The 14754-nt window shown below is 50.1% G+C and carries 10 protein-coding genes; 2 read left to right on the top strand and 8 right to left on the bottom strand.

Features of this window, described 5'->3' with window-relative positions; translation table 11 throughout:
* Window positions 1-77 precede the first annotated feature (77 nt).
* Both VH599_06695 and VH599_06690 read right to left on the bottom strand, forming a co-directional pair.
* Window positions 78-1076: a glycosyltransferase family 2 protein gene (locus VH599_06695; GenBank protein HEY7347992.1), complete on the bottom strand. Its 999-nt coding sequence runs from the start codon at window positions 1074-1076 to the stop codon at window positions 78-80.
* A complete protein-coding gene (locus VH599_06690) occupies window positions 1073-1963 on the bottom strand; it encodes a glycosyltransferase (protein ID HEY7347991.1) in 891 nt (296 codons plus the stop codon). Before VH599_06690 ends, VH599_06695 begins: the two co-directional genes overlap by 4 nt.
* A 664-nt stretch (window positions 1964-2627) precedes the next feature.
* On the opposite strand from VH599_06690, the gene VH599_06685 reads away from it, so the two are divergent.
* Window positions 2628-4802 carry a protein kinase gene (locus VH599_06685; GenBank protein HEY7347990.1) on the top strand — a complete coding sequence of 725 codons (2175 nt, stop codon included), beginning with the start codon at window positions 2628-2630 and terminating at the stop codon, window positions 4800-4802.
* Window positions 4803-4817: 15 nt separating this feature from the next.
* Here the strand turns inward: VH599_06685 and VH599_06680 are convergent, their stop codons facing one another.
* From VH599_06680 to VH599_06655, 6 genes are all read right to left on the bottom strand, one after another.
* Window positions 4818-5693 (bottom strand): glycosyltransferase, encoded by an 876-nt coding sequence (locus VH599_06680; protein HEY7347989.1) that lies wholly within the window; start codon window positions 5691-5693, stop codon window positions 4818-4820.
* On the bottom strand, window positions 5693-6811 hold the full coding sequence (wecB, locus tag VH599_06675; GenBank protein ID HEY7347988.1) for a UDP-N-acetylglucosamine 2-epimerase (non-hydrolyzing): 1119 nt from the start codon (window positions 6809-6811) through the stop codon (window positions 5693-5695). The genes VH599_06680 and wecB overlap by 1 nt, the downstream gene beginning before the upstream one ends.
* A complete protein-coding gene (locus VH599_06670) occupies window positions 6805-8169 on the bottom strand; it encodes a glycosyltransferase (GenBank protein ID HEY7347987.1) in 1365 nt (454 codons plus the stop codon). The genes wecB and VH599_06670 overlap by 7 nt, the downstream gene beginning before the upstream one ends.
* A 14-nt stretch (window positions 8170-8183) precedes the next feature.
* A complete protein-coding gene (locus VH599_06665; protein HEY7347986.1) occupies window positions 8184-11321 on the bottom strand; it encodes a glycosyltransferase in 3138 nt (1045 codons plus the stop codon).
* 111 nt (window positions 11322-11432) lie between these two features.
* On the bottom strand, window positions 11433-12317 hold the full coding sequence (locus VH599_06660; GenBank protein HEY7347985.1) for an ABC transporter ATP-binding protein: 885 nt from the start codon (window positions 12315-12317) through the stop codon (window positions 11433-11435).
* On the bottom strand, window positions 12301-13128 hold the full coding sequence (locus tag VH599_06655; GenBank protein ID HEY7347984.1) for an ABC transporter permease: 828 nt from the start codon (window positions 13126-13128) through the stop codon (window positions 12301-12303). The genes VH599_06660 and VH599_06655 overlap by 17 nt, the downstream gene beginning before the upstream one ends.
* 465 nt (window positions 13129-13593) lie before the next feature.
* On the opposite strand from VH599_06655, the gene VH599_06650 reads away from it, so the two are divergent.
* Window positions 13594-14742, top strand: coding sequence for a lysylphosphatidylglycerol synthase transmembrane domain-containing protein (locus tag VH599_06650; GenBank protein HEY7347983.1), 1149 nt, complete (start codon window positions 13594-13596; stop codon window positions 14740-14742).
* The last annotated feature ends 12 nt before the right edge of the window (window positions 14743-14754 follow it).

The following is a 14754-nucleotide window of genomic DNA, read 5'->3' as shown; positions in this document are numbered from 1 at the left end:
TTACCCACCCTGCTGGCACCGTTCGAGGCGCAGCCTGAAACACCTGGCCTGTAATAGCGATCACCGAGGGCACTTCTTCAATGTTTCCTGCGAGGCAGTCGGACACCCCCTCCAACGAGGCCAACCCAGAACCCTGCGCCCCAGGCCAGGTGAATCGTCGGGAAGACAAATGGCATGCACCAGAAGTAGCGATATCCTATCCGTCTGGCCGCAGCGAGGGAGAAGATGAGATTGGCGGACAGATAAGCGACGAGCATCAGGAGCCAGAGCCACAGCGAGAGAGGGATCATAACAGCAAGAGGTATTCCTCCCAGGAGAGCGCCCACAAAGCAGGGTGCAACCAGTTGCCGCAGCCGCAGCGAAGCCGGGTGTTTTTTGAGGGTGTTGGTTTTCGCTTTTCCATAGTAGAAATATTGCCGAGCCAATGTGCGCAGTGTTTGACGCCCGAAGTAGTGAGAGCGAATGTTGGGAGAGAGATAGATCTCGCCTCCGGCCCGGTGTATGCGGTAATTGAGTTCATAGTCTTCATTCGGAGCCAGGCGCTCATCGAATGCACCGACACGCTCAAAGACCCAACGTGGCCAGGCGCCCATGTACACCGTATCGGTGTATTGTTTTTTTCTACTTATGTGAAAGGCGCTCGGTACGGCAAAAGGCGATCTAATCGCGCCAGCGATGGCTTTCCCCATGCGTGTGATGCCGACCGGGTTCATAAGGCCACCGACGTTGCAAGCCCCCGTCTCTTGCAAAGCAGAGACACACTGGCGAACATAATCTGGCGCAATGATGGTATGCCCATCAACACGAATAATGATAGCTCCTCTGGCCTGCTGAATCGCCTTATTCAAACCCGCTGCCTGTGTTCTCTGAGGGTTGCAGATGATGCGTACTCGCTCCATCCCGGACAAGGAATGCATGATCTCAAGCGTGCGATCCGAACTTTCGCCGTCTGCGATTAAAATTTCGATGGATTCGTGGGGGTAATCCTGGTTGAGGACAGCGCCAAGGCTGCGTGCAATAAAAGCCTCTTCGTTACGCACCGGCATAACGATACTTACGAAGATCTGGTCCGTCATAGCCGTCCCCGCGATATTCCTCGCATCATGCCACTGATAAGACCCACCACAAATGCCGTATGCTCAATGGCAATCAAAGGCCAGAAAGCAACAGCCCACGCTAGTCCAACGCGTCGTGTATAGGAGAGCGCCAGGAAGGGTGATAATACAATGGCTCCTCCATGTCGTATCAACTCAGTGCCAGGCGTTCGTCCGTTTTTCCAATGTATTGACAGTACACAATTTCCGTATCCATATCGGTAGAGATTTTTGATAAGTCCTCGAACCGAGACCGGCGTTCCATAATGCGTAACGATTCCCTGCTTGGCTAGTAACAAAGTATAGCCAGACTGAACCAAGCGGAAGGAAAGGTCCGCGTCTTCACTCCAGACACCATCTAGCACGGCGAATCCTTTTACCTGTAGCAGAGCTATACGCCGAAAGGCAACGTTCGCGGTGAGCAAGTAATCGACCTTCCCAGCACGTACACGATGACGATAAAAATCGGCGGCATTGAGGTAATTTGACACCCAACCTTTGGGGCTGCTATTCACCAGCGGTCCGCCAACACCAGCAGCATCTGAAGAATTCAGAACATCGGTGAGTGCTGTCAGCCAGTTTGAGTCTGCGACACAGTCGGAGTCGATGAAGGCGATGACATCCGCCTGGGAAGCTCGGATGCCAGCGTTGCGGGCGCTGGCCGGACCACCGTTTGCCTTCTGAATCACCTGGAATGCGCCTCCCCAGTGACTCAAAACCTCTCTTGCTTTGTCAGCGGTGCCATCACTTGAACCATCATCTACCACAATGATTTCGTAACGACTTGATGGGTATGTTTGTGTGCAGAGAGAGGAGAGACAGGTTGGAAGAAAGCCTGCTCGATTATAAGCTGAGATAACAATACTCACGCAAGGGGGGGTGCCGCTAAGAGTATCTCCCGGTATCGGGGGAGTCATCTGACTGTGCCTTTCTCCAAGTGAACATTCTTCCTAGAAGAAATAAGAGCGAATGTGTTTCAATCTAAAGCAAGCGCTCGACCTATCAGAACATCTCAAGGATATGCTATATTCTCTCTCTGTGCCAAGCCCTTTAGTACCTATGGCTCAGCAGTTTTCTTGAATGAGAGCGACGGTAGTGAGCCACATAAGAAGGATACGGTAAAACTGAAAAAAAAGCCAGGATGGCAGAACTGATTGGTCCCATGCGGATGAACCTCCACCGTGCCAGTCCTTAGTCGCGATCAAAACGCCGCCTTGAACATCTTAGTCCTGGCGCTCCGTACCGCCGGGCAGGCGGGAACGGGACTCTTCGGAGTACGAACACTTCTGGACAATCAACTGCCGACCAACCCAAGCGATGACGCCCGGTTACGTTGGCCGGCTGAAGGAAGAATCTCCCTGCCTTTAAGCGGGGAGTGTCAATGAGGAACTTCTTTCTTCGTAAGCAGGTGATTCTGTAGCTCTCCAAACGACCGTATCTGGTATAATGGAAGTCAGCTAGCAGGGGGGTGAGCGGGTGCTTGTAGTGGCATTATCCGCTCATCTGTTCAGCGGTGAGGTTAGGAGGCTTCCAGTGGCAGAGTTGGAAGGGACCAACGTTGGCCCTTACGAAATCAAAATATTGCTTGGTGCTGGTGGCATGGGCCAGGTCTATCGTGCGCATGACCCCCGCCTGGAACGCGAAGTGGCGATCAAAGTGCTGTCAGCTGCGCTGGCACACGAGCCAGGATATCTTGAGCGCTTTCGACGCGAGGCGCGCGCGGTGGCGAAATTGAATCATCCTCATATTGTTCCGGTCTATGATTTCGGCGAGCAGGGTGATCTGACCTACCTGGTGATGCCTCTGATTTCCGGCGGCACGCTGCGCGAATACCTTGCTCAGCGTCATATCCTGCCCCTCTCTGAGGTGGTGTCAGTTACTGAGCAGGTAGCTGGCGCCCTTCAATATGCCCACGAGCGGGGTCTAGTGCATCGTGATGTGAAGCCGGCCAATATCTTGATAAGTGATGAGGGTCGTGCGCTGCTTTCTGACTTTGGTATTGTGCGACTGGTACAGAAGGAAGATGCTGCTGCAACCCTGACAAGCATGGGCGCCTTTGTTGGCAGCCCGGAATATGCTGCACCAGAGATGGTGTTGAGCAAGACGATTGATCACCGCGTCGATATCTATGCGTTGGGGGTGATCCTCTTTCAAATGCTGACTGGGCAGCTTCCTTTCACTGGAGTGACCTCTGTCTCGCTGCTGATGATGCAGGCGCAGCAGCCGCCGCCGCTCCCGCGCAGCCTCAATCCCGCTATTCCACTGGCAGTAGAAGCAGTGATCTTGAAAGCGCTGGCGAAGGCGCCTGTCGAGCGCTATCAGACGATGACGGAGTTTCAGGCAGCCCTGCGCGCTGCCAGCGTTGCGCCCTCGGATGAGATGACATATGTGTCACCGCCTACCACTGGGGAGATTGGTGATTTGCCAACGGTTGTGACGTATGGCCTGCCCCCAGCGCCAGGCAGTGGTCCAGCGGCCTTCCCGCCAGCCGGACCGCGTTCGGAGCCACCTCCCGTTTGGGGAGAGCCTGGCAGCGGGCCATATGGCTGGGCCACGCCCGGCAGTGGTCCAGCGACTATGCCTCCGTTGCCACCGACCTATGCAACGGGGCTTGCAGTTTTGCCCAATCAGGCGCCGGTCATTCCACCTCCACCACGTCGCCGGCGCATACTACCTATACTGCTGCTGTTGCTGGCGCTTGTGGTGATCGCCGCTGGAGGCACAACGCTGGCAGTGGGGGCCTCGCTGGGTCTCTTCAAAGGCGGCACGGCGTCCAGGGCTACTCCCAAGCCCACAACGCTGCCTGCCGGAATCATCACCGAGTTCGCTGTGCCAACGTCTCCAAGCCACTTGTATGAGCTAACCAGTGGCCCTGACGGCGCCCTCTGGTTTGCAGAGTATGAAGGCAATCGCATTGGCCACATTACCCCTGATGGGCACCTCAACGAGTTCCCCTTCCTGCCGACCTCTAATAGCGGCCCAGTTGTGCTTACCACCGGACCCGATGGCGCTCTCTGGTTTACTGAATGGCATGCCAACAAGATTGGGCGCATCAGCCTTGATGGGCACCTCAACGAGTTCGATATCCCAACGCCTGGTAGCATACCTGAAGGCATTACTAGCGGCCCCGATGGCAATCTGTGGTTCGCGGAAACTACTGGCAGTAAGATCGGGCGCATCACTCCTAATGGGGATTTCGCTGAGTTCCCTCTCTCGTCGCCTGGCGCCCACCCTTCCATGATTATCAAGGGGCCAGATAACGCTCTCTGGTTCTCAGAGTATGGCGCCAACAAGATTGGGCGCATCACCCCCGATGGGAAGAGCATCAGGGAGTTCCCCATCTCGACGCCTGATAGCCACCCTCGGGGCATGACAATTGGTCCAGATGGCAATCTCTGGTTCACCGAGGCAGCAGGCAACAAGATTGGCCGCATCAGCCTTGATGGGCAACGTGTCGATGAGTTTCCTTTGCCAAATCCTAAAAGCCAGCCCTTCCAGATTACTACTGGCCGAGATGGCAACCTCTGGTTTACCGAGTATGATAGCAACAAGATTGGGCGTATCACCCCAGATGGACAACACATTGATGAGTATGCTCTCCCGGAGCCTCTGAGCGCCCCTGCTGGAATTACCACAGGGCCTGATGGCAACCTCTGGTTTACTGAGGCCTCAGGCAACAAGATTGGGCGCATCACCAGCGGGGCATGAGCATCTCTATTTATTTCAACGTTGATGCCCTATACATTTAGCCAGGAAGAAAGCCACTTTGGCTGTAACGGCGGCGGGGGCGTAACGCATCGCGCGTATTGAGTATAGGAAAGCTGCTCTGTGAGAGCCACGCCATGCAGCTAATGATGCCAGGTAAAGATAAGCTTTTCCTTGTACTGCTGTACCCGCCCAGGCCATCTTAGGAAGATTTCGGAGCAAAGCTCGCTCTGCTGCCAGAAATGTATGCCCCCTCTGTTCATCTGTAAGAGAATCTGGATGGCGACGATACCAATAGAGGCTCTTATGGAGAGGATACATGTGAAATCCAGAAGCCAGTATGCGTAACCAGTAATCATAGTCTTCCGCAAGAAACAAGTCTTCCGAATAGCTGCCAATTTGCTCATAGAGGCTACGACGATAGAGAAAGCATGCCAAACCAGTATGTTTTTCAATTAACTGCATGGGAGGCTCAGCTATTATGCTTTGCATAAGCTGACCTGTTTCAGAGATTTCATCATAATCTGTATAGACAAAATCAACGTATTTGTTACTAGCAAGGATCTCTACCATCTCCTCCAGTGCTTGCGGGTGATAGCGATTATCATCAGATGTCCATGTCAGATATTCCCCCTGCGCGTGAGCAAAGCCCGTATTTAGGGCTGCGGGCAGTCGCTTATTTGTCTCATGCCGGATGTACCGAACACGGTCATCTTTTGCTGTAAATTCAGCAATAATTGCAGAGGTCTGATCTGTTGACGCGTCATCCACTATAAGCAGTTCCCAGCGAAGATATGTTTGATCCAGGCAGCTTTGGATGGATTCTTTAAGATAGCGCGCGCCGTTATAGACTGGCAGCACGATAGAAACTAAAGGGGGTGTTAAGGCCACCATCACAATACCCGTTCAAAAAGAGCTGCGACAATCCGCATTGCTGCTTTTCCATCCCCATATGGATTTGTGTTGGTCGCCATAGCGGCATGCGCGGCAGGATCACAGAGGAGGTGTTGTGCCTCTTGCACAATTCGAGCGCGCTGTGTGCCAACGAGTCGTGAAACGCCCGCCTCGATGCCTTCAGGGCGCTCAGTTGTATCACGCATCACCAATACAGGGACTCTTAAACTCGGTGCTTCTTCTTGAATGCCACCTGAATCTGTCAAAATAAGTGTTGCATGCTTCATCAGCTGAACTAATGCAAGGTAATCAAGCGGTTCTATTAACGAGACGTTTGGTATATTCGACAAAATCTCACCAACTGGCTTGCGCACGTTTGGATTCAGATGAACGGGATAGACAAAATGCACACCATCTTTTTGGAACGCTTCGGCCAGGTCACGAATCGCCAAACATAACTCTTTGAACTGCTCACCAAAGCTCTCTCGACGATGCGCGGTAATCAGAACCAGGCGACGATCTCTTGGTAGGCATGCCAGAGGGCTGTTAGACCACTCATAATTGCGGGATGCAATGTCAAGAAGCGCGTCAATTACCGTGTTGCCAGTGAGATAAATATCCTGCGCCGAAACCCCTTCGCAGAGTAGTGTTTGGCGGGCCCGTTCAGTAGGGGCAAAAAACAGATCCGCCACCACATCAGCCAGGCGGCGATTGATTTCTTCAGGAAAGGGCTTGTGCTTATCGCCGGTACGTAAGCCGGCCTCGACATGGCCGAACTTGATCCCACGATAAAACGCAACAAGAGAGGCTACCAGAACCGTTGTTGTATCGCCCTGAGCAAGGACGTAATTTGGTTTAACGTCCTCAAGTACATCATCCAATGAAGTAAAGAGGCGAGCAGTCAGTTGCGCTAGCCCTTGATTGACCTGCATAAGATGCAGATCATAATCGGGGGTGATCTGAAACAAATCAAGCACCTGATTAAGCATCTCTTGATGCTGGCCGGTGGAACAAACAAAAGAACGAACGTGATCTCGATGCCTCTCTAGTTCTTTGATCACTGGAGCCATCTTGATTGCTTCTGGGCGCGTCCCTATAACACTGAGAACGGTTAGCATGATCTCGATTCCTTGGAGTTTGATATGGATGAAAAAGGAGGTGTTTGTTTCGCTTCAATTGCGGTGATTATTGTGCGCGCCCGCGCATGCCAGGTATTTTCTTGTGCCGTAGTTTTAAGGGCAGCTAGATATGCAGGCTCGTCACGTAGTTGCATTGCCCGCTGAAGACACCCAACAAATTCGTCCTGATTCTTGGCGACGAGAACGATGGGGTATTTGCGGCACTCCACCAGATCGGTTGTAACGATAGGCCGCCCTCCGGCCATGTATTCAAACAATTTGATTGGTGATACTGCCTGGAGCGTTTTAGTGATCTGGAAAGGGATGGTAGCAATATCAAAAGCATGCAAATATTTGGGTAGTATATGGTAATTTTTAGGGCCTAGCCAATGAATGTTGGCAAGCTTTGTAATGCCGGTTTTACCGATGCTGAAATCGTAATCTGGTCCGATCAAGACGAAATTGTATCCAGGAAGTGCTTTTGCAGCATGCTTCATCAGGTCATAGTCGAACCATTCAGCCAGCGCTCCATAGTAGCCAACAATTGGTTTGCCCTCTTCGATGATCCGTTGGATATCTTCGTAGGAACCACGGATATCTTTGTTATTGCTGGCAAAATGATCATAATCTACTCCATTAGGGCACAGTATCGCATCCGGGCGATGCTGTGCCAGGTCTTCAAGAAGTTCATTTGCCGTTCCCACAACAACTGTAGCCTGGCTCAGGAGCTTCTTATGATAGTGCCGTAGCAATGGAAGGGGAAAGTTGGAAAAAATCTCTAAGCGATCTATAAGTTCGTAGACGATTGACGAGGATTTGAGTTGGGCTGTCCAGTTATAGGTATAGGTATAAGTTATCACGATGGGGTTCTCGACACAACGAAGCACTTCCGGCGCCACATTGCACAGGTATAGCCCATGATTAACCTTGCGAAACCTTGCCACATTGTCTATTGAATCCACCTGAACCCAATAGAACACAAGGTAGCCGAGAGAAGCAAAGGCCATCGCCATTTGGTGAGGGCGCTGAAACAAAGGGGTATCCCAAGCGACGGATCGGGGGAAGATAACTACTCCTTTTGCGTCTGGAGATTGAGCTATAATCTGCCTTAGCTCGGTTTTACATTGTTCTATGAGCTTTCGATTCCTTGCCTGGGCATATTCTTTAAACGCCCTTAAACGCCGACGACGGTATTCCCAGAGAATGATGCGCATCCGATAGGGCACAACGGTATGATACGCAGAATGAATTCCTCGATAGAATAGTTGCATGGCTGCTGAGAGTGGAGCCGAACGCCTCTCCCCTACCTTCCATAAATGGCCCTGTGGATGATTCTCTATGCCGCTAGATCGCATCATCTTACCCCCTGGTATCACTTCAGGTCATTGGAAGTATAATAGTACTCTAGCAGCCGAGGGTTCCGCACAAGCCATTTGTTCTTGAAGTATTTCCCATTCCTCTCCATTAACTGCAAATGACCTGGCGAATTCGCCTGGGTCGTTTGATGGGGGAGATGAACAATGTTCATGTAAGGACAACATGCGAGTTCAAAGCCTAGATCGCGGATCTGAAGTGAAAGATCTGTATCTTCATAGCATGTCGGATCTAAATTTTCATCAAATCCATCTGTAGCATCAAGTACTTCCCGTCGGATCAGCATGCCACACGTGCCGAGGTACCCTATATCTGTCCGGAAAAGCAGCGCGGGTTCCACACCGCTATAAGGCAAATGGGCGCTAATCATGTCTCCAATGTGATTTGGGAAGAACCATCCGCCGCCCCAGCCAACCGCGCCAATATTCCTGTTCCTTCTCAACACATCCAAAGGAGCTTCTAGCCACCGCGCACTGACGGCCCACTGATCACTATCGAGGAACAGGATGAAGTTCCCTTTTGCCTGCTTGACCCCCAAGTTCCTTCCAGAGGAACAGCCATTTTTATTGTTTCTGAGCAAGAGGATGTCATTATTATACTTCTCATGCAGCAGTTCATAGGAGCCATCAGTACTCTGATTATCTACCACAATTACCTTATATTGGTATCTGGCTCTGAACTCAATCAGGCTGTCAATGCAGCGAGTAATGATATTGGCATTATTCCGGTTGAGGATAATAATCGAGATTGTCCCCCTCTCCGGAACGGGGTGAACAGGCTCAATCAGGTCGAGCAGATAGTTACAACGGGCATACCAGTTATTCTTCCGCGCAAAGGCCGGGCCTTGTCCGGTACAAGCTGGTAATTCATTTTTGACAAATGCAACCCAATCATCAGCTTCATCTGAAGCATAAACGTTGGGATAACCCTCAATATCAGGCAGGTTCGTGGCTAATATCGGCTTGTCCATCCCGATATACTCAAATATTTTGAGCGGGGAAACGTACTTACCGATCTCATCATTTCTGAATGGTAGGAGAGCAATATCGCTGTAGCGTAGGTAAGCAGGCAGTTCTCTTTGCAACTTCGGCCCGAGAAACTGTACATTCTTAGGCATGGTTTCCATAATCGCTTTAACTTGAGGCCAGTTCTCGTAATCGCCGATAAGATTGATAGCGCATTCCTCACACTTTGTGGCTACCTGCCTCAGGAGATTCCAATCGAACCACTCGCCCCAGAGTGACCCATAATAGAGCAGGGTCCGTCGGCCCACTATCAGGTCTTTAGGATGGTGCTGTTCTAAAATTGAATCAAACAGGTCGGTGTCCACGGCATTCGCCGCATAGAAGACCTTGCTGGCGCACTGTGATAGGTTCTGATCCTCCTGAATAATGGCATTCAGTTTATCCCTAAGAACCTGGGCTGTGGTGATGGTCACATCAGCGTTCCGCAAAAACTGCTTGAGGAGATCAACACTGAAGGAAAAGTAATTACCAAGTGAAGTATCCCAGTTATCAATGTGCTCGTAGATAACCCTGGCCCGAATCCTCCGGGCAAGCTCTAAGTATGGCAGAAAATCCTTGTAGGGCGCCTCAAAAATGAAAATGGGATCCCCTTTGAGGGAGGAAACTACCTCTTTAGGTGTTAGGTTCTGGAGTTGGACATGTTTCTCAAGTGGAAAATAGTGCTCCTTCTTGCCAGAGTCTGATGAATCGTACGCATAGATATAGTGAACGGAATATCCCATCTTGTTGAAAGTCTTGGCCAGTTGTGCCGGTCGTTGTCCTCCCCCAATGTCATAATAAGGGACAAGTGCAAAGATGAAGATGTGTTTATTGTTCTTAGCGTTGGCATGTGCAGGGGGATTTGCGAGGGGATTATTTGAAGATACTAAAGCAGTCGATGTGGTGGCAATGCTTGAAACCGGCTTGTGTGCAAGCCTCCACCTATATTCCCAAAAGGCAACCCGCAGTCTTCGGGGGACAAGTAGATGATAGAAAGTGTGGATGACCCGGTAGAGTAACCTGAACGGGACTCTCGCCACAAACTTGAGCGCCTTGGTGGCAGCGCGGAACCAGCCTTTTAACCCGTCTCGACGCAGATTCCAGTAGGCGTAGGTCAATTTCCAGGCTTTGGTACTATAAAGCAGGTTGAGCTGCGCAATGAGATCTTCACGCCCGGCAGCAAGCTGATCGCGCTCGGCAGCAAGCTGGTCACGCTCGGCAACAAGGTGGCTGCGCTCAGTAGCAAGACGTTGATGCTCGGCAACGAGCTGGTCGCGCTCAGCAACAAGGTGGCCCTCTTTTTCTGCATATACCAGCGCCTCGCGTTTTTGTAGTTCCTCTAAGAGGTCTACCTGTGCTCGCAAATGGCTGACCCTGCTTTCTGTGCCCATTCTTTGGACCAGGGCGGCGGCAAGCAGGATATTCAACAATTCTGATGGCTTCTCTTCCAGGATACCAATACCAGAAAGTGGATTACCTCGCTGTTCCTCTTCAATTCCAGTAATACTGATAGCAAGTTCTCGTACATGAGCAGGAGCGCCATACATAACCAGAAGTTGCTTGCCGGTCCAATACATTGGATCTACTTCAATCGGCTCTGCACAGAGGCGGGTAAAGTTCTCTAGCCGTTCGGGGAAAGATTCTTCCCTAAATTGAGCACGATGCTGGTCAATGAGCGGGCATTCGTTATAGGGGACCAGGATGATATAAAGCTTTTTGCACCAGTGCAGGTGTTCTCTGATCTGATCGAGGGGTTTCTCAAAATGTTCAAGGCAGTTGGACGTAATAATGACATCGAATTCACGAGGAATGCGATCTGCAACAATAAATTCACACTCTGGATACTGATTACGGGCTGCTTCAATGGCCTGGGTAGAAAAGTCCAGGCCGACAACGTGGCTCTGGGGAAAAGCCTGGCTCAGCATTTTGACGCCATCCCCCATTGCACATCCCCAATCAAGAATATCAAGTACATGAGCATGAAGATACGCCTTGGTAGAATCGGGAAGCGTGCTCAGCAGGCGTTCCATAAAGTGACGAGTCTGGTTTCTCCCGTTGTTAGCCTCCCAATGCTCTATGAAGTAGGTATTCCACCAGCCCTTTGAATTAATGACTTGTTTCGCTTCTTGCACGATGGTGTCTTCTTTCAGAATTTGTTGTTACGCCAACGATTTTCTTAAGCTAACCCGATCTGCGACGTGTTCAGGAGGCAATGTCAAAATGAGCAATTGTTGTTCCGTTGCCTACTCTTCCAACTGTGGAATGGGTTGGGTAATTTGTGCCTTTCTGGGTTCTGCCTGAATGACCCGTCTCTTTTGTAAAATTGACATATTTGACCCTACTTCGAGGCTCTCGCGGTACAGTTCTACCGCGAGCTGGGTCTCTCCTGAGAAACGGATCTGCCCTTCATCAATCCAGATGGCCTGTTGGCACAATTCGTGAATCGAGTCAAGAGCATGGGTCACGTAAAGGATTGTGACTCCCTGGTCCCGAAAGCTAAACATCCGCTCCAGGCACTTATGTTGAAATGCCTCATCTCCCACCGCGAGTGCCTCATCGATAATGAGAATATCTGGATCTGCATCAGCTGCGATAGAAAATCCAAGGCGAGCGATCATACCGGAAGAGTAGGTGCGCAGGGGTGAATCGATGAAAGTACCCAATTCCGAGAACTCGACGATGCTATCGAATTTTCTCAGCATTTGGGCACGCGAGAATCCAAGCATGGCGCCATTGAGAAAAATATTTTCACGCCCGGTTAATTCATGATGGAATCCAGCTCCCAACTCGATAAGAGGAGCTACATTCCCTCTTACCCAGACCCGGCCTGTTGTTGGATTTTGCACCCGAGCGATCACTTTGAGCAGGGTGCTCTTTCCTGCTCCATTACGCCCAATTAATGCTACTGATTGGCCGCGTAAAATCTTAAGGTTAATGTTGCTTAGCGCACAAAATTCCTGGTACTTCACATTGCGTCGCGTAATACGCCGGATGATCTGTTCCTTTAAGGTGGTGATACGCTCGCTTGGCATACGATAGCGTACTGAAACTCCTGCCAATCCTATTGCCAGGTTTGTTGATGCAAGAGAGCCTTTTACTCGCTGCTCACCATTAGAAGTGGTAAGCAAAGTTGTTCTCCAATCGGGTAAAGAACAGCCAACCAACCAGGAACGCGCCAAGAGCATACACTCCACCTAGAATCATCTGGTGGAAATGGGGGATCCTATCTCCAAGAACCGCATCCCTAAAGCAATTGATGAACAAGAACATGGGGTTCCAGTCCTCTGCTTGCTGAAGCGGCTCTGGCAAGATTGAGCTTGGGTAGTAGATAGGGGTTAGATACAAGTAAATGTTGACAAGCACAGAATAGATCTCGAACGTATCAGTAAAGAAGACCATCAGCGGAGATATAATGAGTCCTATTCCAAATGCAAAAATGGTCACTTCTACAATAGGGACGATGACCAGAATCCATGTAAGGCTTATTGGCACTCCATTCAATAATGCAAGAATGTAAAATGGCAGGATTGCAAATAGAAGGTTTACTAGCGCGCTCCCAATTGATGAAGCGATGAAGACGCTTGGGGGCACATAAATTCTTTTCAAAACAGAACCATTACCAAGGAGATTGGACATTGCAGCTACAGAGCCTTGTGCGTACAGGTTCCAGATCAAGATTCCAGATAAGAGAAATGTTGGATAGTATTGGACACTATAGCGTAGTAACTGAGAAAATACAATACTAATTACCGCCATAGTAAGCAAGGGATTTAACATAACCCATATAAAACCAAGAACTGATCTCTTGTAGCGCACTTTGAGATCCCGGGATACCAGATTCCTTACAAGAAAGCGGTATCGCAGGAGTTCTTTGAATTCAAAGATACTCCGCAACTTTATAGCTTTTGAGTCATAAATTGGAACTGCTGTTTGCTTCATGATGGTATACCTTAGACAGGTTATTATTGGTTTCGCCTGCTTTTATTGCTCTTTTTCCCTCTATCTCAACGCATCTTTTATGAGTAAAGTAACAAATTGTACTACTATCGACCTCGGCAAAGAGAACTAAAGATGTGCGAGGCTGAGGCATGGGAGGACTGGGCGTTAGCGTCCCGTCAAGTATGTAAAATTGGTCGCACCATCTCATACTAAGAAGCACCTTGGTCATGAAATCACGCATACAAAGGTGAACGTCATCCATGTTACTTCCTGTTTCGCAGACCGTCTTTCGTGTTGAAGTGGCTCAGTGCCATTCTCAAACTCGGGCCATTGTAGAGGTAATGACGAACAATCGTAACGCAACGGCATGGGTGGCTGAGAAACAGGAGGTGTCCCATTTCTCGTAACCCAAGAAACGCAGGTGAGGTAAGGCCCGTATTTATTGATGAATTCTCTGGACAGGAGATGAAGGATGGGCCCGCCCACCTGGAAGCAAATGGGGATGAAACAGAATTTGAGCTAGAACGGCTTTCGATTAGTAGAAGGTTGTTGAGCTGGCGTACTATTCTTCCTCTGGTTGTGGTGATTGTAGTCTTTGCGCTGGTAGCACAACACCTTGGTCTGGAGTTTAACCCCAAAGGTATCGCCTCGGCACTTGCCCAAGCCAATATCTGGGTATTTCTGGCCGGTTTCATAGTCTATTATAGCTCGTTCCCACTCCGTGTCTTGCGATGGAAGCTCATGCTACAAAATGTCGGCTATCGCAAGGAGCAAGGAGTTCACCTGCCAGGCTTTCTGCCTTTGTCGAAAATTCTCTATCTTTCCTGGTTCGCAAACCTGATTGTGCCAGCGAAGCTGGGCGATATTTATCGCGCCTATCTCCTGCGGCAGGAATCCAAAGCCCCAGCTACCCGTTCGTTTGGAACTGTTCTGGCCGAGCGAATTCTTGATCTGGTCACGCTCCTGCTGCTTTTTATTTCAGCGGTATTGATTAGCCTACATGGGCAACTGCCGTCTCAACTTGAACTTGCCCTCCATATCTGTTTGGTGTTGTTGGTCTGTTTGATTGCTGGGCTAGTCCTCCTACGAGGGTATCATGGCAAGATTCGCCTACTCATTCCACCGCGCTTCCGGGACTATTACATTCACTTTCAAGAGGGGGCCCTTGGTTCTTTTAAGCGATTGCACCTGCTTGTGCCACTAACACTGACGATATGGTCGATGGAGGCGCTGCGCTTCATGTTTGTGGCGCTGGCAACCAGGATGTTGGGAGGAGATCCGATCCATATCTTCACAGCAGCGCTCTTTATCTCATTAGGCGAGGCATTACTGACGACCGTGCCTTTGACCAGTGGTGGTGTGGGCTTCGTCGAATCAGGAATGCTTGCTATGATATTGCTCTTTATCCCTCATACGGCGGCAGCGCAGAATGGAGCTGCCGCGACTATTGTACTGGATCGCATGATTAGCCTAGTGAGTACGCTGATCTTTGGAGGCATTCTTTTCTTCTTTACTATGTTTAGTAAGAAATCGCTCAAGGCCCAAACAGCTAGGGGAAAGGAATTGATCCTTAAAGAAAAGAGAGAATCCGCAGGAGCACCCAATAAGCAATAAAGATAGGGTGAT

The organism is Ktedonobacterales bacterium (genome assembly GCA_036557285.1).
Taxonomy (GTDB): Bacteria; Chloroflexota; Ktedonobacteria; order Ktedonobacterales; family DATBGS01; genus DATBHW01.
The sequence above is the reverse complement of the archived record's forward strand: the minus strand, read 5'-3'. Positions and strand labels throughout refer to the sequence as shown.